Here is a 21244-nt window from a genome sequence, read left to right as displayed (position 1 = left end):
CTTCCGGGCCGGCGGACGGTCACCTCTCCCGCGCCGGGGGCACGGCCACCTTCGGCCCGCGCAGCAGCCACCACAGAAACGACGCCTGGACCAGCCCGGCGGCGGTGAGCAGCAGCAGATGCGCGCTGGCGGGAATCGTCTCCGCGGGGATCATCATCACCGGCCACGAGAGCGGCAGGGTCACCAGGATCAGCATGACCGCCGACAGGCCCTGGTTCTCCGGCTGGCGCATGCCGACCTCGGCGACGACGTGCGCGGCGATGACGAGCAGGACGTAGAGGCCGCTGAGGACGAAGGCGAGGGTGCCCCGCCTGTACCGGGAAGTGAAACGGGCCAAACCGCGAACTGGTCTCATGACTCCGACTCTGCCCCGGGGCCGCCGCCGGAGTCACGGTACGAACACCTGACCTGTCCCGATACGGATACCCGGAACCGAAGGCCCGAACCGGCCGCCGCCACGGCCGGGCCGCGCCTCACACGCGCGGCACGTCGGGGAAACCGGTCCAGCGCAGCCCGGCGGGCAGGTGGCTCATGTCGTTGAAGAAGAGGACGGCCGAGGGGCGGCCCGGCGCGTACCGGATGACCGTCAGCGCCGCGTTGCAGTGGTTGAGCCCCAGCCACCGCCACCTCGGGGCGTCCTGCGCGGCCCGCACGAACCAGCCGGCCAAGAAGTTGTGGGTGACGACCAGCTCGTGGCGGTCCGCGTCGCCCTCCACCGGGCCCGTCAGCTGTTCCAGCGCCTCGCGGGCCAGCGCCTCGCCGCGCTCGCGCTCCTCGGCAGGGAACAGGCCGAGGAAGCGGAGCAGGTGGTCGGCCGCCTCGGGCGGCAGCTCATCCCTCTCCGGCGTGTAGGGAACGTAGTCTCCGGCGGCCTCCGAGACGTGCAGGGGGACGCCGTCCAGCTGCTCGCCGATCAGCCGTGCGGTCTGGCCGGCCCGGGGCAGCGGACCGTGGTGGATCGCCGACAGGGGAACCCCCCGAAGCCTCCTGCCGAGCAGCGCGGCCTGGCGGCGGCCGTTCTCCGTCAGCTCGCCCTCGACCGGCGAGGCCTCGCCGTGCCGGGTGAGATACAGGTAGCGGGAAGAGTACGGCACAGTGATCCTTTCGCCTTCCGGGCGACACCATACCGACTCTCACCATCCGGGCGCCCACCGGTCCGTGGCGCCCATCGACTCGGCGCGGGCCGGGGAACGGCGTCCCGGACCGTCGATCGCCCCGGCTGTCACAGGCGATCGCCGGGGCGGTGGGCGTGCGTGCCCTGCCGCCCCGGGGGTTCGCCCGGCGGCGCGGACCGGACGGTCATGCGAGGCGGGGCGAGACCGGCGGCGACGGCGGCGAGAACGGGCAGGCCGATGACCAGAGCGGCGATCGACGGCCACGGGGTGTCGAAGGCCACCCGCGGCATCGGCTCCCATTCGATCGAGGCCGTCAACGGCCACACCAGGAGCAGGCCGATGACACACCCGGCGACCGCGCCCATGGCCGTGCCGCAGGCCGCGCCGAGTCCCGCACGGCACGCGGCGAACAACCGCAAGGTCGCGCTCGAGCCGCCACCGGCCCGTAGCAGTGCACGTCTCGATCGGGAGCCGGTGGCCTGGAGGGTCATGGCCAGCGCGCCACCGAGGGCGACGGAGACCATCACCGCGACGAGGACCAGCCAGCCGGTCGGCGCCTGGAATCCCCGCTCGACGTATGCGACCGCGGCCTCACCCAGCCGGCGCTCGATCCGCTCCTGCTCGATCGCCGAAGTCCGATGGACGGAGGGATCGATGATCAACTTCTCCGGTTCCAGGTGGTAGCCGAGATCCCGTATGACCTTCGCCGGGAGGAAGAGCTCCTCCACGAGAGGGTCGGCGGGTTTGACGGCGACCGCCGGAATGGTCTTGGTCAACAGCGTTTCGTCGTTCCTGGAGTAGTCGTGGTCGTAGTGGATCGTCACCTTGCCGACTTCCACGTCCTTGGTCGTGACCACTACGGCCCTGTCCTCGTCATAGGGCGTCGACGGGTCTCCCGTGAGGTAGCGGAGCAGCGCCTGGTCGCCGATGATGCCGGCCGGAGCGACGCTTTCCAGGTCCGGCAGGCGCACATTCTCGATATCCAGACCGAAGTGTCCGCGTTCGCGCTGACGGTCGCTCTGCACGATGGGTGTTCCGGGTAACTCACGCTGGATGGCCGCACGCACCGTCGCCGCCTCTTCCGTCCAGAAGCCGTCCACCAGAAGGGCTCCAGGCCGGGCCTGGGGATGATATTCCGCCCTGCTCTGCGCCGTGGTGGCGGTCGCGATGATCGTCGTTGTGATCGCGAGGGCTGTCGCGATCATCGTCGTCGCGACCGCGGGAGTCGTCCGGGCACGATGACCGGCCACGTCGCGGGCCGCCATGCGAAGCGGCGGCGGCAGCCGTACGACGCGTCGCCCGAGGATTCCCAGCAGCCACGGGACGAACGGCCCCTGACCGAGAAGGAGCAGCGCCCCGCCCATCATGGCCGCCAGGGTGGTCATGGCCCATCCGAAGTCGTCATAGTGCTGGTCCTCGCGGGTGGACCACGCGGCGAACGCCATCACCCCAATGCCGATCATCGACAGAGCCGCTCCCCAGAGCAGGTGAAGCCGGGGGACGCTCATGTGGCGGCCCTCCGGGGCTGATCGCGCCGCGAATCCCACGGAACTGAGCGCGAAGGCCGCAAAGATGCCCATGATCGTTTCGTTCACGGAGAAATGGTATGCAGTGCCGAATAATGCCGTATGGAAAAGGATGGAATGGTTGGCGCGTCATAATTCAGGGCGAAGCTGGGCAACGGAGCATCCCGGCGCGAGTGCGCTCGCTTGCTCACGGGAGACGTCTCCTGCTCGCCGGTCACATCCGAACGCCACGGTTTGGCGGCCTGAGCGGATCGGATGTCCGCGACCGCCGGATCGGGGGCGAATCGCCGGCCGTGACCGGCCTCGTGCGGCGAGGGCGTCTCGTCGGACCGCTCAGGGGCGGAACGCGTTGAGCACCATGTGCCCGTAACGGCGCCACAGGGCCTGGTCCCACCGGTCCAGGGTGATGAGCTGCCTGATCACTCCGCAGAGGACGACACGCAGATCCAGCTCGCCGGCGTCCTGACGGATCTGGCCGGACGGTTTGGCGGCTTCGACGAGCCGGGCGATCAGCTCCAGGAGGCGGCCGGCGGGGACGAGCCTGCCCTCGAAGAACGCGGCGGCGAGCCCCCGGTTGCGGGTGAGGTGTTCGAGCAGGTCGGGGATGTAGTCGCGTAGTCCCTGGTAGGCGTCGTCGCTGTCGAGCGCGGCGAGCGTACGCTGCTCCAGCTGCTGGAACTGCTCTTGGACGATCGCGACGATCAGGTCGTCCTTGGTGGGGTAACTCCGATACACGGTCGCCCGGCCGACCCCGGCCCGTTCCGCCACCTGGGGCACCGTCATCTGGAGGCCGTGCTGGGCGAGAAGTTCCCGGGCGGCCGCGATCACCCTTTCGTGGTTGCGCCGGGCGTCCAGGCGCCGATGGGAGCGGGCCGGTTCGATCGGCGGCCGGATGATGTCGGACGAGGCCATGGAATCAGTGTGCCCCAGCATCGTCGCCGTGCTCACCTGGGACACCCGCCGGCCCGAGCCTGGCGGCGTCGGATCCGCCGGCGAGCACCGGTTCGCCGGCGCCGTACACCTTGGTGATCTCGACCTCGAGCACGGTGCAGACCCGGCTGAACGACCAGTAGTAGCCGGCGACCTGGAGAACCTCCACGATCTCGCGCTCGGTGAGGAACCGCCGGGCCTGGTCGAAGAGCTCGTCGGACACGGTGGGCCGCCGAACCACCTCGGCGGTGAACCGGATGAGGGCCCGGTCGGAGGCCGACAGCTCGGGACTGTCGAGTTCCCTGCCGCGAATGAGCCGCCGGGTGCGCTCGTCGACACCGGCCGCCTCCGACATCGGCCGGTGCTGGGCCGCGACGAACTCGCACCCGGCGTACTCGGCCACGGTCAGGATCACGAGCTCCCGCGAGCGGGCCGGCAGCTCCAGCGAGCTGAACTGTGCCTTCGCGAGCCGGATGAACGGCTTCACGGTGCCGGCCGAGTGGGTCAGCATCCTGACCAGCGGGTCCGGCGGCAGGACGGCGAGGAATTCGCGTACGTCGTCCGGGATGTTCTTCGGATCGGGATCCGCGAGACGGGGCATGTCCTTCTCCACTCTCCTCAGGTCTTGTCAGGTCTCTTCAGGTCGTTCGGCGGGTCTCGTCCGGGCTGACGGAGAACCCCGTCTCGCTGAGGTGCTGGAAGCGGCCGTCCTCGGCGAAGGAGCCGAAGACGGAGACCTCCCGCCGGAGGGTGGAACCGTCCACCATGGTGATCTCGAAGACATGCCGCTCGGCATAGGTGGGACCGTCCCGGAGCTCGTCGAGCACGGTCACCGTGCCGCTGACTATCCGGCTCCGGGTGCCGGCCACCATCTCGGCGAACTCGGCGCGATCGAGGGACGTCCCGTCACTGCGGTGGACGTAGCCGGGGGCATAGTACTTGTCCAAGGCCTCGTCCAGCTCAAGCCTGGGCTCGAAGACCAGTTCCCGGAGGGCTTCGCTGATACGCGAATGGTTCATCACTCGAACTTCCTTCTGCGCGGCGACTCGACATGGAAGCGGACTCCATGGTCCGTTTGGTGACAAACAGTACCGGACTCAATAGTCCGTTTCGGGGAAAATCGGCTGATAGTGACCATCGTCATACTTCTGGGGGCGCTTCCCATACCGTCGGTGACCTGGCCGTTCAAGACCCGCTCGACGGCTTCGGCACCGGAAGGGCCGTCGTCGGGGGAGAACGTCGTTCGCCGGGCGGGCGCGACGAAGATCGTTCCTTGTGTGTTCCGCGTCGGCCGCGTCCCCGGGGCGCGGTGACTGCCCGATGAAGGATTTCGGCCCGGCGCGGTAACTACAGGTGTCCTCATACGCCAGGAAAGGCCGACATGTATGACAATCCCCCGCGAAGTCATCGAGGTCGATGACGCGACCCTCATCGAGCGGTCGCTGAACGAGCCCGAGATCTTCGCCGTCCTGTTCGACCGGCACGCGCCGCTCCTGCACCGCTACGTGACCAGGCGACTGGGCCCCAGCGAGGCGGAGGACGTCGTGGCGGACACCTTTCTGGCCGCCTTCCAGCGCCGGAGCGATTATGACCGGGGCCGCTCCGACGCCCGCCCGTGGCTGTACGGCATCGCCTCCAACGTGATCGGGAAGCGGCGGCGCACCGAGACGAACCTCTACCGCGCGTACATCCGCAGCGGCGTGCATCCGGCGGAGATACCCGGCCTCCAGGTGGAGGACGGAGTCAACACCCTGGCCGTCAACCGACCGCTGGCACGGGCCCTGCTGGAACTCAAACGAGCCGATCGCGACGTGCTGCTGCTCGTCGCCTGGGCCGAACTGAGCTACCAGGAGGTCGCCGACGCGCTCGCCATCCCACCGGGCACCGTCGCCTCGCGGCTCAGCCGAGCCCGTCTCCAGATCCGCCAAGCCCTGAACCAGGAAGAACGAGGAGAATGACGATGGACACACTGAAGGCCATGTGGGAGACCATTCCGCCGGCCACCCCGGGGGAGCTCGCCGGAGCGCGGCGACGGCTCCTCGACGGGATGCACCCCCGGCGGCGCTTCGTCACCGGCCCCCGGCTGCTGGTCGCGGCTGGTGTCGCGGCGGCGGTCGCGGTCACACCGCTGATCATCGGAAACGACACTCCCGCCTACGCGCTGGCCAAGAGCTCGGACGGCACGCTCACGGTGACCGTCAACGAGCTACGCGACCCCGAAGGGCTGCAGACCAAGCTGGGCGCGGCCGGCGTCAAGGCGGACGTGACGTTCCTGGCCGCGGGCACGCGGTGCGTGGCTCCTCGGTTCGCCGGTGTGGATCCGAGCTACGACGGGCCGCCCACCACGGGACCGGACGAGTTGCGTTCACTCGTGAACGAATCGCGTTCGCTCAAGGCCGCCACGGTGACCTCCGTACGGACGATCCGGATCTCCCCCGAGCACATCAGGCCGGGCGAGACGCTCGTGATGGAGTTCCGCGACAACCCGAACGCACAGGTGCCCTGGCGACTTGGCAAGTGGCTGGCCCGGGCGGACACCCCCGTGCGACCGTGCACGCCCGTCGCGGACACCGGCTGAGGACCTCCTGCCGACACCGTGGTGCCCGGGCTCGATCCGGCGTGACGGACATCCGAGGTCAGGGGCTTTTCCCGGGGGACCTCCCCGGCTGCACACAGGGGAAGGCGCCCATGCCGCGCTCGGACGGCGGGGGGTGGAGGGCCGTGCGGCGGCGCGCCGCGCCGCCGCCCTGACATCCACCCGGAACATCCGGCGGTGGCTCGTCCTGTCCCGGAAGATGGGTGACGGTTCCGTCCCGGGACACGCACGACAGGTGACCAAGAGGTGGCGTGGACGTCCGGGGGCGGCGAGGGCGGAACACCTCCGGCGGTGTGCTGAGGTCACAGCGCCCCGGGCGGGCCGGGCAGGACGATCTCGAAGAAGCCCTGCGCCCTGTACGTGGCGAGCTTCCTGGCCTTGCCGGTCCTGACGTTCACCGCGTAGGCGGTCATGGTCCGGTACGGCAGGTCGATCACCGCAGGCTCGTCGTCCGGCACCTGGGACGCCGGCCTGCACCGCAGGGACATGGTCAGAGCCGTGACCTCCTCGGCGCCGAGCCAGGTGCGCAGCGAGATCTTGGAGACATCGGCGGGTAGCCCGCTGATGACGGTCGTCTTCCGCTTCTTGCCGGTGAGCGTGTCCATCAGGGCGAGGTTGCCATGACGGCACGGCTTCTCGGGGGTACTGAGGTTCTCGATCGCCGCGACGGTCTTCCCGTCGGGGGCGAGCGGGCTGAAGGAGTAGCTCACCGGCAGGATGAACGACGTGGAATCGCCCTTCGAAGAACTCGGCCACAGGTTCGAGATCGTCCGCAGCCGTGATCTGGGCGAGTAGTCCGCGAGCGTGATGGTGGCACCGTCCCGTGACAGGCCGACGGGGACCCAACGGTTCGGCAACTCGCGGACGACCCTGTCGCGCATGTCGATGAGCAGCGCGGGATCCTTGAACTCCGGGACCTTGCTGAAGGCCACGAACCGCCCGTCGTCCGACAGCATCAAACGCGAGATGCTTCCCAGCAGGGACTTCGGCACCTTGTTCGCGGCCGTCGTCTTCTGACCCGAGGCCAGGTCGTGGACCTGGAAGGTGCCTTCCCCAGCGCTGTAATAGGCGATCTTCCGGCCGTCCCGGCTGATCGCCAGCGGGCTGTCGCGCAGGCCGGTGCGGCCGGGGGCGAGGCTGGGCAGCGCCTCCGGCACGTGGTAGGTCCTGCCGCTCAGGGTGACCACCCGCCAGCCTCCGTCCCGGCAGTCCGACGGCGCCTTCCCGCTGGCCGGCTTGCAGAAGGTCTTGTACGCGTGGCTCAGCGGCCCCACCCCGCGTGCCGGCAGGTCGCCTCCGGAAGCGACCTCCTGCGACCCGTCCGGCGGCGGCTCGTCCGGCAGCAGCCGGATGGCGGCCGTCGTGCCGAGGGCGACGGCCACCACCGTGGCCGCCGCGAGGAGCGAGATCACGGTACGCCGCCTGCGGTCGTGCGCCGCGATCGTGCGTTCGGCCAGGTCCACCTGTGGAGAGTCGTCGGCCAGGTCGACGAGCACGTCCCGTAGCCAGGTCATCGGTAGGTCTCCTCGGTCTCCAGGTCGGCGAGCTTCGGCGCGAGTTCGGGCGCCAGCTCGCGTAAGCGGGCCAGCGCGTAGTGGGCCTGGCTCTTCACCGTCCCGATCGAGCAGTTCAGCAGCTCGGCCGTCTCACGTTCGGTCCTGTCCTCGTAGTAGCGCAGTACGATCACCGCCCGCTGCCGGGGCGGCAGCCGCATGAGAGCCTGGCGCATGACGAGCCGCACGATGGTGGAGTCCTCGCCCGAGTACGGCCGGTCAGGCGGTTCGGCGGTCGGGAGCTCGCTCCTGAACCGGTGCCGCCGCCACGAGATGTACTGGTTCAGCAGCGCCTTGCGCGCGTATGCCTCGGGGCGCTCGACGCGCGACAGCCTGGACCAGCGTCCGAGCACCTTGAGCAGGACGCTCTGCAGCAGGTCCTCGGCCTGGTGGGCGTCTCCCGTGAGCAGGTAGGCGGTGCGCATCAGCGCCTGCTGATGGCCCGCGACGAACCCGCGGAAGCTGTCATTGCGGTCCAAGGGGACTCCTCTCAACCGTTACTGACTCCGGTGACAGGTCGAAAGGTTCGGTCCCACCCGGCTGGAACTTCGGGTCCCGCCGACAGGGTCCGGTACCGCAGCCCGGCAATGGCCATGTCCACGGGGGGCAGTCCAGCCTCCCGGCACGCGACACTCGCGAACGACGTACGGGAGATCGGCCGGCAACGGCCCGCGAACCGTGCCGGAAGCGGCGGACAGGGCCGGTCACGGGGTGGACGTGACGCTCAGGGCTACGCCAGGTGCATCGACGGCCGACGCGATACCCCGTGGCACCCGCCCTGACCTGCAACCCCCTCACTCCTCCGTGAGGGTGCCGCCCGGGTGCCAAGACCACAGCCCGGATGATCGACACCGAGGTGTACCTGCACCAGGATTCGAACCTGGGACCTCCGCATTATGAGTGCGGCGCTCTCACCGACTGAGCTATGCAGGCGTGCAGGAGGACGGAGTCGAACCGCCACAGCCGAAGCGTCCGGGTTACAACCGGGTGAGCTCACCACGTGCTCAGCCCCTGCGCGTTGAGGTGAGACTACCGAGCGAGCCCCGGCGGTCTCACCTCGTTTTCGCGCGTCAGGACATGCCCGACCCGGCCCATGGGGACGCACCGACGGCACGCTCACGTCCAGCGAAGTGGTGCATGAGTCGACCTTCGCGTGCTCCTGTGCCCGCAGGTCAAGCGATAAGTGTTTGCGGATGGGATTGTGCTGCCGTTCACGCGAGGCCGGTTCTCGGACGTAGGACTGGAGCGCCGGAGGGGTGATGATCGATCCTGATCCCGTGGGAGGACATCAGCCCGTGAGAAGGTATTGAGAAGGCACTGGGGAGGATCAGTCGCAAACACCCAGTGCCGGCCGGACGTGAAGAACCCTCGCGCGCCTGCGTTGCCGCAGGTCAGGCGGGGGTTCTCGCTGGTCTTGATCGCGCACCCTGCAGGATTCGAACCTGCGACCGTCGGATTAGAAGTCCGATGCTCTATCCAGCTGAGCTAAGGGTGCTCCCGCTCAATTGTGCATGATCCGGGGAGTGCCCACGTAACGGTTTTGGGCCGGTGTCGTGAGGATCACTCTGTGGATCACCCGCTCTGCGGGGAGAGTGACCGCTCACCCGCTCCGGCTCAGGTGGGTGATGGCCGTTCGAAAGGGGAGGGCCGGAACGGCGAAGGACTCCCCTGCGCGTCTGACCTGGGAGTTCTTCCGCCGGGCGCGGCGGGGGCGGGGGCGGGTGTTCGGAAGGGCCGGGGCGGGGCGTTCGGAAGGGCGGGGACCGGGCGTTCGGAAGGGCCGGGAGTCCTTCCGGGCTGTCCATCCGGCGGGAGCGGTCTGCCCGAATCGTTCTCTCGAAGAGGCGAGGCGGTCTAGGCTCGTATGCCATGTTCGTCACCACGGTCCAAGAGGAGATTCCCCTTCTGGGCGGTGATGTCACCGACGGGGTGGTGCGGGTCGGGGACACCGTCCGGCGGCCCAGCAGGGCCTCCACGGGGTCGGTGCACGCGCTCCTGCGCCACCTGGAGCGCTCCGGGTTCGAGGGTGCTCCCCGGGCGCTGGGAGTCGACGAGCGGGGCAGGGAGATCCTGAGCTATGTCGAGGGGGAGTCCGCGGCCAGGCCGCTGCCCTCGTACGCGCTCACCGGGGAGTCGCTGGCCGCGCTGGCGCGGCTGCTGCGAGGTCTCCACGACGCGGCGGAGGGTTTCGTCCCGCCGCGAGGGGCCGTCTGGGAGGCCGGGTCCAACGACGACGCGGCACCGCAACTGATTGGGCACTGCGACGTCAACCTCGACAATGTGATCTTCCGCGACGGGCTGCCCGCCGCGCTGATCGACTTCGACATGGCCCGGCCGACGACCCGGCTGTTCGACGTGGTGACCACGCTGCGCCACTGGGCGCCGATCGCCGATCCCGTCGATCTGGAGCCACTCCAGCGCCGCCTCGACGTCGGTCCCCGGCTCCGGCTGTTCTGCGACGAGTACGGTCTGACGCCCCGCGACCGCCGCCGCCTGCTGGATCTCGCCCGGCTCCGCTTCGACCGCTCGTACCACGCGATGCGGACCAAGGCCGAGGCGCAGGGCGAGGGCGGCGGATGGGCCCGGATGTGGGCGGGCGGGGCGGGGGAGCGCATCCGGCGGGCCCGCGTGTGGCTGGAGACCCACCAGGATGAGCTTCATGAGCATCTCGTTTAGGCGGCCGGAGATCAGGGTGAGGGGAAGGCGGCCGGGGACGGCCGAGGGGGTGGGGATGCTCGCCGGGGTCGTGATCGACGCCGCGCTCGCCGACCCCCGGCGCGGGCACCCGGTCGCGCTGTTCGGTACCGCCGCCGCCGGGGTGGAGAGGCGGGTGTACGGAGACGGCCGGGCCCGGGGCGTCCTCCACGTGGCCCTGTGCGTCATCCCGGTGGCGCTGCTCGGCCAGGCCGCGACCCGGTCGCGCAACCCGGTGGTGCGGGCCGCGCTGAGCGCGGCGGCGACGTGGGCGGTCGTCGGCGGTACGACGCTGGGCCGCGAGGGCGCGGCGATGGCCGGATTCCTGGAGGACGGTGATCTCGCGGGGGCGCGGGGGCGGCTGTCGCACCTGTGCGGGCGCGACCCGGCCGGGCTGGGGGAGGCCGGGCTCGCCAGGGCCACCGTCGAGTCGATCGCGGAGAACACTTCGGACGCGGTGGTGGCGCCGCTGTTCTGGGGGGCGGTGGCCGGGGTGCCCGGCCTGCTCGCGTACCGGGCCGTCAACACGCTGGACGCGATGGTCGGCCACCGCAACGCGCGCTACGAGCGCTTCGGCTGGGCGGCGGCCCGCCTCGACGACGTCGCCAACTTCGTGCCCGCCCGGATCACCGGACTGCTCGCCGCGCTCGGCGCCCCTCTGGTGGGGGGTTCGGCGCGGCGCGCGGTGGCGGTGCTGCGCAGGGACGGCCACCGCCACCCCAGCCCCAACGCGGGCCGCTGCGAGGCCGCCTTCGCGGGGGCGCTGGACCTCACGCTGGGCGGGGTCAACGTGTACGGCACCCGCGTGGAGCACCGGCCGGAGATGGGCGACGGGCCCGAGCCCTCGGTCGCGGACATCCGCAGGTCGGTACGGCTCGCGCGGGCGGTGGGCCTGGCCGCGGCGGGACTCGCCGTCCTGGCCGCCGTTCGCGGCTCACGCGGGAGGAAGGCGTGAAAGGGGTGAAAGGGGCGCTGCTGGTCGCGGGGACGACCTCCGACGCGGGCAAGAGCGTCGTCACCGCCGGGATCTGCCGCTGGCTGGCCCGGCAGGGGGTGAGGGTCGCGCCGTACAAGGCGCAGAACATGTCGCTCAACTCCTTCGTCACCGCCGACGGCGCCGAGATCGGCCGGGCCCAGGCGATGCAGGCCGCCGCGTGCGGGCTGGAGCCCAGCGCGGACATGAACCCGATCCTGCTCAAGCCGGGCAGCGACCGGCGCAGCCAGGTCGTGGTGATGGGCAGGCCGATGGCCGAGGTCGACGCGATGGAGTACTGGGACGTCAAGGAGCGGCTCCGCCAGGTCGCGGTGGACGCGCTGGAGCGGTTGCGGGGCGCGTACGACGTGGTGGTCTGCGAGGGGGCGGGCAGCCCGGCGGAGATCAACCTGCGCAGGGGGGACATCGCCAACATGGGCCTGGCCCGTGCCGCGAACCTGCCGGTCATCGTGGTCGGCGACATCGACAGGGGCGGGGTCTTCGCCGCGCTGTACGGGACGGTGGCGCTGCTGGAACCCGCCGACCAGGCGCTGATCGCCGGGTTCGTGATCAACAAGTTCCGGGGGGCGCCCGAGCTCCTCGAACCGGGGCTGGACATGATCAGGGAGCTGACCGGCCGCGAGGTGTACGGGGTCCTGCCCTGGCTGGACGGCCTCTGGCTGGACGTCGAGGACTCCCTCGCCCTGGACAACCGGCCCGCGATCGGAGCGCGCGCCCCGTACGGCAGGCAGACCCTGCGGGTGGCGGTGGTGCGGCTGCCGCGGATCTCCAACTTCACCGACGTGGACGCGCTGGCCTCGGAACCCGGGGTGGCGGTCCGGTTCGTGACCTCCCCCGGCGAGCTGGACGACGCCGACCTGGTGGTGCTGCCCGGTTCCCGGGCCACGGTCTCCGACCTGGCGTGGCTCCGCGCCACCGGCCTGGCCGCGGCCCTGCCGGGCCGGGCGGTGCTGGGCATCTGCGGCGGGTACCAGATGCTCGCCAGGACCATCCGCGACGACGTCGAGTCGGGAGCGGGCCTGGTCGAGGGGCTGGGGCTGCTGCCCGCGTCGGTGGAGTTCGCCGCGGACAAGACGCTGGGCCGTCCGGCCGGCACCGCGTACGGCCATCCGGTCGCCGCGTACGAGATCCACCACGGCGTGGTGACGGCCGACGGCGGCGAGCCCTTCCTGGACGGCTGCCGGGACGGTTCGGTGTGGGGGACCACCTGGCACGGCGCCCTGGAGAACGACGGCTTCCGCCGGGCCTTCCTCGCCGAGGTGGCCGCCGTCTCCGGGCGTGACTTCACCCCGGCACCGGATGTGTCGTTCGCCGCCCTGCGGGAGGAGAGGCTGGACGCGCTCGGTGACCTGATCGAGCGGAACGTCGACACCGGCGCCCTGCTCAGGCTGCTGGAGGGCGGGGCACCTCGGGGACTGCCGCCGCTGCCACCCGGCGGGGCTTCGCGCGAGGCTCCGGACTTCTCGGCCGGTGTTCCCGCCGCCGGGTAAACTCGAAATTCCCCCGCCAGGTCCGATGGGGGTATGGGAGGCCGACCATGTCCCGCATCCTGATGTTGCTCTTCGTCATCGCGGTGATCGCGGTGGTGGTTGTCGGTGTGACGATGGCGGTCCGCGCCTCGGCGGCACGCAGGTCCATCGCCGAAAGTCCCCGGGAGATCCTCAAGCGCCGCTACGCGGCCGGTGAGATCGACGAGGACGAATACCTCCGCCGCATGTCGGGCCTCTCCCAGGACTGGTAGTCCCGCCGGCCGTGGTCAGGCCGCGGGGGCGGGAGCCGGCTGGTTCGCGGTGATCCAGGCGTCGATCTCCTCCCACTGGTCGAAGAGCCAGCGGATCTGGTCCTCACGGTCGCGCGGCACGTCGGCGGCCTGGACCCGCCACCACTTGGCCTTGATCTGGGCGCTGAGCGGCAGGCGGGTCCAGATGTCCCCGAAGGTGACCAGGTCGTCGAGACCGGTGTGCGCCACGAAGACCACGTCCGCCTCGGGGCAGGCCTCGATGGCGGCGATAGCCCCGTTGGGGCGGGGGGCCATCAGGTGCCGCAGCCTGCGGGCCCGCGCGGCCTCCTCCGACAGGCCCTTCTGCTCCAGCCGCAGGATGGTCCGCCAGCGGCGCTTCGGGGTGAAGTTGCCGCCCTCCGGGAAGATCACCAGGGCGTCGTCGGCGTCCATGTCGGAGGACAGGCGGCGGATCTCGCCGAGGATGCCGCTCTCGGCGGCCTTGCGGTGGACGAAGGCGTTGGGGAGGCGGTTGATCACCACGTCCAGCGAGGGGACGAACTGCAGGGCCGCCTTCATCACGATCCTCGGGCGCCTGCCGTACCGGGCGAGAAGGTGGTGGACGAGCAGGAACGAGTCGCCCGGGCCCGCGTGGCGGGACAGGACGATGACGGGACGGGTGAGGCGGCGGGAGATCTCCTCGGAGGTCGGCGGCGGCTCGTCGACCTCGACGCTCAGGCGGAAGATCCGCACCGCGGCCTCGTAGATCTTGGACAGGAACCACTGGATCAGCTCGTAGTGCCGCTCCTGGTACTCGTCGCGGTTGAGCCGGCCGCCCAGACCGTTCGCCACCCACAGCCACAGGCAGGCGCACAGCGCCATCGACTCCAGCGTCAGCCACGCCATCGCGAACCAGACCAGCCGGGTGCCGCGCCGCTGCGGGGGCGGCAGGCGCAGCGAGGCCGCGGTCACCACCAGCAGCCAGATCGGGAGCGTGAGCACCGCGACGACGGTGAGCACGATGACGAGCGGGGCCAGGACCAGGCGGCGGATGATGCGAGGAGGCAGCACGAGCGGCTCCTGCCTGTGTGGATGTGCGGTCGTGGTGTGTGTGCGGGGCCGGCGTGACTCAGGAGGCGATGATCCGGACGTACCTCCTCAGGAGTACCCCCGGTGTGGCCCTACCCCAATGTGGACATATGACTCGGCTTGGTTTATATCGGCCCGGTGCGGACGGTGGAGTGGCTCAGGGGGACGCCTGCCGGATCAGGTAGTCGGACGAGGCCCGGTACGCGCGGTCGATGTATTCAGATATATGCGATGAATCCCGATAACGCAGCTGAGAGAGGTCTATTCCTGGGCGGGATTCGCCCCCGGACGGCATGACATGGACCTCGATGTCGTCCGGCAGGGTGGCCATCTCCTCGGTGAAGCGGTGCCGCCGGGCGATCTCGAAGGCGGTCATGCCGACCTCCCACGGGCGCCGGGGCACGACCAGGGGACGCTCGATCCTGCCCACGTGCAGCACGTAGACCCGCCGGGCGCCGAGCGCGACGGCCCGGCCGACCGGGATGCTGTGCACCAGCCCGCCGTCGAGGTAGTGGCCGTCGCCGACGCGGACGGGCGGCAGCAGCCCGGGGACGGCGCAGGAGGCGAGGACCGCGTCGACCAGGGGGCCCTCGGTGAACCAGTGCGCGGCGGCGCGCTCGACGGAGGCGGCCACGCACTGGAACGGCACGGACAGGTCCTCGATGCGGGAGACCGGCAGCGTCCGGGCCAGCAGGTCGCGCAGCGGCTCGGAGGAGTGCAGGTGGGTGCCGCTCCTGGCGAGGGTGGACAGCCGGGTCACCCAGGACCCCGCGAACGCCGTACGGACGATCTCCGAACCCCACAGCGTGGTCAGGCGCGCGACCGCGTCACCGGGGGCGGCGGCGAGCACCACGCCGTTCAGCGCGCCCACGGACGTGCCAATGATCACGTCGGGCTTGATGCCCGCCTCGTCGAGCGCCCGCAGCATGCCCACCTCGTGGGCGCCGAGGACGCCCCCGCCACCCAGTACGAAGGCAGTGTCCAGGCTCATGGGCTCACCATAGCCCCGCGGCCGAGCGCGGCGCCGCCTGGCGGGTTCCGGATCCGCGCAACGAAGGGGCGATCAGCTGTCCGGGTCCGGTCATGACCCCGGCGGTGCCGAGCGGGCACGATCTGACGCATGACAGCGGTAGTGGAGACCGAGGGGCTCACCAAGTTCTACGGCGGGCGCCGGGGACTTGAGGATCTCGACCTGGAGATCCGGCCCGGGGAGGTGTTCGGGTATCTCGGCCCGAACGGATCGGGAAAGACGACGACGATCAGGCTGCTCCTGGACGTCATCCGCCCCACCAGGGGCCGGATGACGGTCCTCGGCCGGGATCCCCGCGAGGCGGGCGTGCGGAGCCGGATCGGCTACCTGCCAGGCGAGCTGGCCCTGGAGGGCAGGGAGAAGGCGGGGGAGTTCCTCGCCTTCCTCGGCGCGATGCGCGACGGCGTGCCCAAGGGGCGGATCGAGGCGCTGGCCGAGCGGCTGGAGGCCGACCTGTCGGTGCCCATGGGCAAGCTCTCCAAGGGCAACAAGCAGAAGGTCGGGCTCATCCAGGCGTTCATGCACGAGCCGGAGTTCCTGATCCTCGACGAGCCGACCAGCGGCCTGGACCCGCTGATGCAGCAGGAGTTCCTCGCGATGGTCCGCGAGGTCCGCGCCTCGGGCCGTACCGTGCTGATGTCCTCCCACGTGCTGGCCGAGGCCGAGGACGTCTCCGACCGGGTCGGCATCGTGCGCGGCGGCAGGCTGGTCGCGGTGGAGGACGTCTCCGCGCTCAGGGAGAAGGCGGTGCGCCGGGTGGAGTTCCACTTCGACGCCCCGGTGCCCCGCGAGGCGTTCGAGAACCTGCCCGGTGTACGGGACCTGCGGATGGAGGGGGCCGGGCTGCGCTGCACCATCGACGGCCGCCCGGACGCGCTGATCAAGGCGGCGGCGAGGTTCACCGTGGTGCACATGGTCAGCGCACAGCCCGACCTGGAGGAGATCTTCCTCACCTACTACAGCCAGAACGAGGAAGGAGAGGCGAGCCATGCCGACGCTGGTGTCTAAGAGCCTGCGTGACTACCGCAGGACGCTGCTCGGCTGGACCGTCGGGATCAGCGCGTTCTTCGCGATGTACCTGGCCTACTACCCGACCATCCAGAGCAACCCCGATCTCTACGGGGACATCGCGCTGAGCAAGTTCCCCGGGGCCATGCGCGACCTCATGGGCGGCATGGAGGGCGGCTTCACCAGCGGCTCCGGCTACCTGCAGACCCTGGTCTACCAGCTGTTCGGGCCGCTGCTGTTCATCGTGTGCGCCGCGGTGATCGGCAACCGGGCGATCGCCCAGCCCGAGGAGTCGGGCACGCTGGAACTGGTCCTGACCCTCCCGATCGACCGCAGGCGGCTGGTCCTGGAGCGCTTCGCCGCCCTGGCGCTCGCGCTGCTCGGCGTGGCGGCGGTCACCTTCCTCGTGGTGCTGGGCCTGGCGACGGCCGTCGACATGGGTGTCCCCGCAGACAGGATCCTCGCCGGTCACGTCGGCGTCCTCCTGCTGGCCTTCTTCTTCGGCACGCTCTGCCTGACGGTCGGCGCCGCGACGGGCCGCAGGGGGGTCGCCCCGGCGGTGGTCGGGGTGGTCGTCGTGGCCGGCTACGTGGTCGAGACCATGGGCAAGAACGTGGACGGGGTGTCCTGGCTACGCTGGATCTCGCCGTTCCACTACTACCTCGACGGACGGCCGCTCCAGCTGGGGTTCCCGGTGTGGGACTATCTCGTGCTGGCCGGGGCGACCGTCGCGCTGCTCCTGATCGCGATGCCGGCCTTCGACAGGCGTGACGTGGGAGTCTGATGGACGAGCTGCTTGGCGGCCATCTCCGGGTGTTACGGGAGGCGGCCGCCACCGGCAGGCTGCCCGGCCGGGCCGAGCTCGACGACTGCCGCGCCGCCGGTGCGCTGGCCGCCGAGCGGGGCGCGTCCGCGCGGGCCCTGGTCGAGGCCGCGCTGGCCATGGCCGAGTTGGTGAGCCCCACCCCGCTCCCGGCCCTGCGGCGTACGGTCTCCGCCCTGATGGAGGGGTACGAGAACGCCCAGCGGTCGGCGCTGCGCCAGGAGGAGGCGGCGCGCAGGGAGTTCGTCGACGACCTGCTCCAGGGCCGCGCCGACAGGCTCGCCGAGCGGGCCGAGCACTTCGGGCTCCGCCTGGCCGAGACGTACGTGGTCGCCGTCGCGCGTCCCGCCGGAGCCGCGGGAGCCGCCGGAGCCGCGGGAGACGCCGGTTCCGCCGGAGTCGCGGGAGCCGGAGTCGCCACGGCCGCCCCGGCCGCCGCTCCGGAGGACGGCGGGCTCGCGGGGGAGGCCGAGGGGACGGCCCGGCGGATCGAGGAAGCGCTGGTCGCCCGGTTCGGCTCGCACAACGTGCTGGTCGCGGTCCGCGACGGGATGCTCGTGTGCGTCGCGCCGGGCAGCCTCACCGTCGCGAACGGCGAGTTCACCCACCACGTGCGCCAGGCGTTCGCGCCCGGCTGGCGGGTCGGGCTCGGCCGGGCGCACCGGGGCCCCGGCGGGGTGGTCACCTCCTACCGGGAGGGCGCCAACGCCATCGAGCTCGGTGACCGGCTGGGACTGCGCGCCCCCGTGCTCAAGGCCGCGGACCTGCTGGTGTTCCCGGTGCTGCTGCGGGACCGTACGGCCATCGAGGACCTGGTGACGAGCGTGCTCAGCCCGCTGCTGGAGGCGCGGGGCGGTCCCGAGCCGCTGCTCGCCACGCTGGAGGCCGTCTTCGCCTCCCAGGGCAACCAGACCGCCGCCGCGCGCAGGCTCGGCGTCAGCACCCGGGCGGTGACCTACCGGCTGGAGCGGATCCGCCGCCTCACCGGGTTCTCACCGGATGACCCCACCCAGCGTTTCACCCTGGAGACGGCGGTCCTGGGAGCCCGCCTCCTGGACTGGCCCGCCCACCCGCTGCACTGACCTGGACGGCTCGCCTACCGGCCGCGCCGACCGGGCCGGTCCGTCCGTTCGCCGTGCCGGCCGGGTCGCCCGACCGCCCTGCCGACCGCCGTGCCGTTACGGGATCAGAAGCACCTTGCCGGTCGTACGGCGGGCTTCGAGGTCCTCGTGCGCGCGGGCGGCCTCGGCGAGCGGGTAGCGCTCGGAGATGTGCACCCGCAGCTGACCGGACGCCACCCAGCCGTAGAGGTCGGAGGCGCGCCAGGTGAGCTCGTCCCGGGTGGCGATGTAGGTGCCCAGAGTCGGGCGGGTCAGGAAGAGGGAGCCGCTTTTGGCGAGGAGCTGCGGGTCGAGCGGCGGGACTGGGCCGCTGGCCTGGCCGTACAGCGCCATCATGCCGCGCGGTCGCAGCGAGGCGACGCTCTCGTCGAAGGTGGCCGCGCCCACGCCGTCGTAGACGACGTGCACGCCGGAGCCGGTCAGGTCGCGGACGGCGTCGGCGAAGCCCTTGTAGCGGAACACCTCGTCGGCGCCCGCCTGGCGGGCCAGGATCTCCTTCTCCTCGGTGGAGACCGTGCCGATCACCCGGGCGCCGCGCAGCTTGGCGATCTGGGTGAGCAGCAGGCCCATGCCCCCGGCGGCGGCGTGCACCAGGACGTCGTCCCCCGCCTTCACCTCGTACGTGGAGTGCGTCAGGTAGTGCGCGGTCAGCCCCTGGAGCGTCACGGCCGCCGCGACCTCGGCGGCGACCCCCTCGGGCACGGTGAGCAGCTTGGAGGCGGGCACCGTGGCCCTGGAGGCGTAGCTGCCCGGCACGTTGGCCCAGGCCACGGTGTCGCCGACGGCGACGTCACGGACGTCCTCGCCGACCGCGGCGACGGTGCCCGCGCCCTCCTCCCCGGGGACGAAGGGCAGTGAGAGCGGGTAGCGGCCGATCCGGTGGTAGACGTCGATGAAGTTCACGCCGGAGGCGGCGACGTCGACCAGGACGTCGCCCGGGTTCAGCTGGGGATCCGGGTGGTCGTCGGTGTAGGTGAGAACCTCGGGCCCGCCGGTGGCGGAGACGACTATGGCGCGCATCGTGCTGAACTCCTTAGGTCAGTCGAATGTCTCGATCGTCCCCATTGTCATGCGGATCACTCACCGTCGAGGCCATCCGGTCAGGGCTGCCGGGTGGTGGGCGGACCGTGCAGGGTGAAGTTGTCGAACGCGGTCCGCAGGACCGCGTTGCTGTTCTCGCCCACCCTGGCGATCACGCCGACCAGCCCGTTGGGCAACGGGTTGGTGTCGAGGAACGACTGGGTCTGCTCGTCGTTGACCCACATGGTGAGCTGCACGCCCCCCTCGACGCCGGTGCACTCGGCCGTGAGCCGGATGGCCTCGCCCTTGGGCAGGTCGACTTTGACGGGCTTGGTGAGCTCGCCCCCGGCGCTCTTCACGGTCTTGCGGATGCGGGCGTTGCCCGTGGTGTCGAGCAGGAACTCGTACCGTGTCGCCTTGTTGTCGTCCTCGCCCCGGCAGAACAGCCCGTACTCGCCCATCCCGGTGGTGCCGGAGCGGATCGTGATGTCGGAGCCGAGCAGGATCCTGCTCGGTGTGATCGGCGTGGGGCTGGCCGTGGGGTCGGGGGTGGCCGGGGGAGCGGACACGAAGGGGATCGGGGCCTGCTCCCGCCTGACGGGGGAGTACCCGCTGACGTCGACGGCGTAGTAACCCTCGGGGGCGTAGCCGTACGTGCCGGTCATCGGGCTGTAGGTGCCGCCGCTCCAGCCGGTGCCGCTCTGGGTGAAGTCGTCCTGGTAGAGCAGGGCGAGGTTCTCCGGCGGGCCGCCGGGAGCGAGCGCGAGGCGCAGGCCGAGCCCTCCGGCCGCCACCATCAGGGCCGCCACGACCACCCCGACCACCAGTTTCCGCCGTCCGGCAGTCCCGCCTCGCGAGAGGAAAGGCCCGGTGTCGTCCCGTGGCCGCTCGGGAAGGGTGTGGCCGGGACCGTCGTGGAAGGCGCCGGGCGCGACGTGGCCGGGCCCCGCCTGCGAGGCGCCGGAGACCGTGTGGCCGCCTCGCGCGGACGGCGCGGTGTGGCTCCAGTCGGGATCGGCCGCGTGACCCGCGTGACCCGCGCGCCCTCGGCCGGGAACGGAGTTCTGTTCCACGGGTCCGCTGCCGGAGCCGGGGAAGGGTGGCCCGGCGGGTCCGGTCCAGGGGGCGCCGCCGGGCGGTCCCTGAGGTCCCTGAGGTTCCTGCCAGGAGGCCTGGACCGAGTGGGCGGCCTGCTCGGGCGCGGCGGAGCGGCCCACCAGGTGGTCGAGGAGCTGCTGTGAGGTGGGCCGGTTCCGCGGGTCCTTGGTCAGCGCGTAGGTGACCAGCTCGCGCAGCGCGGGCTCCATGCCCTCCAGGGACGGCTCGGTGTTGAGCACCTGGTACAGCACCGCGGGCAGCGCCTCGCCGCCGAACGGTGCCCGCCCGCTCGCGGCGAAGGCCATCAGGCAGCCCCACGAGAACACGTCGCAGGCGGCCGAGACCGGCTCGCCGCGCAGCACCTCGGGCGCCATGTAGCGGGGGGTGCCGAGGATCTCGCCGGTCCCGGTCATCCCGCTGAGGGTGTCCAGCGCGCGGGCGATGCCGAAGTCGATGACGCGGGGGCCGACGGGGGAGAGCAGCACGTTGGACGGCTTGAGGTCGCGGTGCACCACTCCGGCGCTGTGGATGGCGGTCAGCGCGGTCGCCACCCCGACGGCGAGCGCGTCGAGGCTGGAGCCGCGGAGCGGGCCGCCGGAGTCGACGGCCTCCTCGAGGTTGGGCCCGGTGACGTACTCGGTGACGACGTAGAGCTGGTCGTCGTCGAGCGCCGCCTCGATGACCGCGGCCGTGCAGAACCTGCGGACCCGCTGCGCCGCGTCGGCCTCCCTGCGGAAGCGCATCCGGAACCGTTCGTGCTGGCTGTACTCCGGATTGATGACCTTGATGGCGACCTGCTGCCCGTCAGGGGACTCGCCAAGATAGACCGTGCCCATCCCGCCCCGGCCCAGCCTGCTGAGCACGCGGTATCGGCCTATCTGCAGGGGTTCGTCGGGACTGAGGTTGTTCACCTTTGTACCTAACCGC

Annotated in this window: 21 protein-coding genes and 3 tRNA genes; 9 read left to right on the top strand and 15 right to left on the bottom strand. The window is 71.1% G+C overall.

The window, feature by feature from the left end; genetic code table 11:
* Positions 1-19: 19 nt before the first annotated feature.
* From ACTOQ2_RS03645 to ACTOQ2_RS03620, 6 genes are all read right to left on the bottom strand, one after another.
* Entirely contained in the window at positions 20-355 is a 336-nt protein-coding gene (locus ACTOQ2_RS03645; RefSeq protein ID WP_440098236.1) for an SCO4225 family membrane protein, read from the bottom strand.
* 118 nt (positions 356-473) lie between these two features.
* Entirely contained in the window at positions 474-1094 is a 621-nt protein-coding gene (locus ACTOQ2_RS03640) for a histidine phosphatase family protein (RefSeq protein ID WP_440098234.1), read from the bottom strand.
* A gap of 128 nt (positions 1095-1222) precedes the next feature.
* Positions 1223-2710, bottom strand: a complete 1488-nt coding sequence (locus tag ACTOQ2_RS03635; protein WP_440098233.1) for a hypothetical protein — start codon at positions 2708-2710, stop codon at positions 1223-1225.
* A 264-nt stretch (positions 2711-2974) separates the two neighbouring features.
* Entirely contained in the window at positions 2975-3553 is a 579-nt protein-coding gene (locus ACTOQ2_RS03630) for a TetR/AcrR family transcriptional regulator (protein ID WP_440098232.1), read from the bottom strand.
* 4 nt (positions 3554-3557) lie between these two features.
* Positions 3558-4172: a carboxymuconolactone decarboxylase family protein gene (locus ACTOQ2_RS03625; RefSeq protein WP_440098231.1), complete on the bottom strand. Its 615-nt coding sequence runs from the start codon at positions 4170-4172 to the stop codon at positions 3558-3560.
* Positions 4173-4209: 37 nt separating this feature from the next.
* Complete coding sequence (locus ACTOQ2_RS03620) at positions 4210-4590, bottom strand: hypothetical protein (RefSeq protein ID WP_440098229.1); 381 nt, start codon at positions 4588-4590, stop codon at positions 4210-4212.
* 366 nt (positions 4591-4956) lie between these two features.
* Between ACTOQ2_RS03620 and ACTOQ2_RS03615 the strand changes: the two genes are divergently transcribed.
* The gene (locus tag ACTOQ2_RS03615; RefSeq protein WP_440098228.1) at positions 4957-5529 is read left to right on the top strand and encodes an RNA polymerase sigma factor; all 573 of its coding nucleotides are present in this window, start codon (positions 4957-4959) and stop codon (positions 5527-5529) included.
* Between the two features lie 2 nt (positions 5530-5531).
* Positions 5532-6149: a hypothetical protein gene (locus ACTOQ2_RS03610; RefSeq protein ID WP_440098227.1), complete on the top strand. Its 618-nt coding sequence runs from the start codon at positions 5532-5534 to the stop codon at positions 6147-6149.
* 320 nt (positions 6150-6469) lie between these two features.
* Here ACTOQ2_RS03610 and ACTOQ2_RS03605 read toward each other — a convergent pair whose 3' ends face one another.
* The 5 genes from ACTOQ2_RS03605 to ACTOQ2_RS03585 all read right to left on the bottom strand — a co-directional run bounded on the left by ACTOQ2_RS03605 (position 6470) and on the right by ACTOQ2_RS03585 (position 9215).
* Positions 6470-7681, bottom strand: coding sequence for a hypothetical protein (locus ACTOQ2_RS03605; RefSeq protein ID WP_440098226.1), 1212 nt, complete (start codon positions 7679-7681; stop codon positions 6470-6472).
* Positions 7678-8199 carry a SigE family RNA polymerase sigma factor gene (locus ACTOQ2_RS03600; protein ID WP_440098225.1) on the bottom strand — a complete coding sequence of 174 codons (522 nt, stop codon included), beginning with the start codon at positions 8197-8199 and terminating at the stop codon, positions 7678-7680. The genes ACTOQ2_RS03605 and ACTOQ2_RS03600 overlap by 4 nt, the downstream gene beginning before the upstream one ends.
* 380 nt (positions 8200-8579) lie before the next feature.
* Positions 8580-8653: transfer RNA gene (locus ACTOQ2_RS03595), tRNA-Met, on the bottom strand.
* A 1-nt stretch (position 8654) separates the two neighbouring features.
* A tRNA-Tyr gene (locus ACTOQ2_RS03590) sits at positions 8655-8735 on the bottom strand.
* Positions 8736-9141: 406 nt separating this feature from the next.
* Positions 9142-9215, bottom strand: a tRNA-Arg gene (locus ACTOQ2_RS03585).
* A 374-nt stretch (positions 9216-9589) separates the two neighbouring features.
* Here ACTOQ2_RS03585 and ACTOQ2_RS03580 point away from each other — a divergent pair.
* The 4 genes from ACTOQ2_RS03580 to ACTOQ2_RS03565 are packed head-to-tail and all read left to right on the top strand — an operon-like array spanning position 9590 to position 13149.
* Positions 9590-10396: a phosphotransferase enzyme family protein gene (locus ACTOQ2_RS03580; RefSeq protein WP_440098224.1), complete on the top strand. Its 807-nt coding sequence runs from the start codon at positions 9590-9592 to the stop codon at positions 10394-10396.
* Positions 10380-11369, top strand: a complete 990-nt coding sequence (locus ACTOQ2_RS03575; RefSeq protein ID WP_440098223.1) for a cobalamin biosynthesis protein — start codon at positions 10380-10382, stop codon at positions 11367-11369. Before ACTOQ2_RS03580 ends, ACTOQ2_RS03575 begins: the two co-directional genes overlap by 17 nt.
* Positions 11370-11374: 5 nt before the next feature.
* On the top strand, positions 11375-12898 hold the full coding sequence (locus ACTOQ2_RS03570; protein ID WP_440098676.1) for a cobyric acid synthase: 1524 nt from the start codon (positions 11375-11377) through the stop codon (positions 12896-12898).
* A gap of 47 nt (positions 12899-12945) precedes the next feature.
* Positions 12946-13149 carry an SHOCT domain-containing protein gene (locus ACTOQ2_RS03565; protein ID WP_440098222.1) on the top strand — a complete coding sequence of 68 codons (204 nt, stop codon included), beginning with the start codon at positions 12946-12948 and terminating at the stop codon, positions 13147-13149.
* A 15-nt stretch (positions 13150-13164) separates the two neighbouring features.
* Here ACTOQ2_RS03565 and ACTOQ2_RS03560 read toward each other — a convergent pair whose 3' ends face one another.
* Together ACTOQ2_RS03560 and ACTOQ2_RS03555 are read right to left on the bottom strand one after the other, a co-directional pair.
* On the bottom strand, positions 13165-14199 hold the full coding sequence (locus tag ACTOQ2_RS03560; protein ID WP_440098221.1) for a 1-acyl-sn-glycerol-3-phosphate acyltransferase: 1035 nt from the start codon (positions 14197-14199) through the stop codon (positions 13165-13167).
* Positions 14200-14374: 175 nt separating this feature from the next.
* Positions 14375-15208: a patatin-like phospholipase family protein gene (locus ACTOQ2_RS03555; protein ID WP_440098220.1), complete on the bottom strand. Its 834-nt coding sequence runs from the start codon at positions 15206-15208 to the stop codon at positions 14375-14377.
* Positions 15209-15337: 129 nt separating this feature from the next.
* On the opposite strand from ACTOQ2_RS03555, the gene ACTOQ2_RS03550 reads away from it, so the two are divergent.
* The 3 genes from ACTOQ2_RS03550 to ACTOQ2_RS03540 are packed head-to-tail and all read left to right on the top strand — an operon-like array spanning position 15338 to position 18160.
* Positions 15338-16255 carry an ABC transporter ATP-binding protein gene (locus ACTOQ2_RS03550; RefSeq protein ID WP_440098219.1) on the top strand — a complete coding sequence of 306 codons (918 nt, stop codon included), beginning with the start codon at positions 15338-15340 and terminating at the stop codon, positions 16253-16255.
* Positions 16236-17039 (top strand): ABC transporter permease, encoded by an 804-nt coding sequence (locus tag ACTOQ2_RS03545; RefSeq protein ID WP_440098218.1) that lies wholly within the window; start codon positions 16236-16238, stop codon positions 17037-17039. The genes ACTOQ2_RS03550 and ACTOQ2_RS03545 overlap by 20 nt, the downstream gene beginning before the upstream one ends.
* Positions 17039-18160, top strand: a complete 1122-nt coding sequence (locus ACTOQ2_RS03540; RefSeq protein ID WP_440098217.1) for a PucR family transcriptional regulator — start codon at positions 17039-17041, stop codon at positions 18158-18160. The genes ACTOQ2_RS03545 and ACTOQ2_RS03540 overlap by 1 nt, the downstream gene beginning before the upstream one ends.
* Before the next feature lie 96 nt (positions 18161-18256).
* On the opposite strand, the gene ACTOQ2_RS03535 is transcribed toward ACTOQ2_RS03540, so the two are convergent.
* Positions 18257-19219, bottom strand: coding sequence for a quinone oxidoreductase family protein (locus ACTOQ2_RS03535; RefSeq protein ID WP_440098216.1), 963 nt, complete (start codon positions 19217-19219; stop codon positions 18257-18259).
* 80 nt (positions 19220-19299) lie between these two features.
* Positions 19300-21228, bottom strand: a complete 1929-nt coding sequence (locus ACTOQ2_RS03530; protein WP_440098215.1) for a serine/threonine protein kinase — start codon at positions 21226-21228, stop codon at positions 19300-19302.
* Positions 21229-21244: the final 16 nt, after the last annotated feature.

Origin of the sequence: Streptosporangium sp. H16, assembly GCF_051918855.1 — a bacterium.
GTDB lineage: Bacteria > Actinomycetota > Actinomycetes > Streptosporangiales > Streptosporangiaceae > Streptosporangium.
The sequence above is the reverse complement of the archived record's forward strand: the minus strand, read 5'-3'. Positions and strand labels throughout refer to the sequence as shown.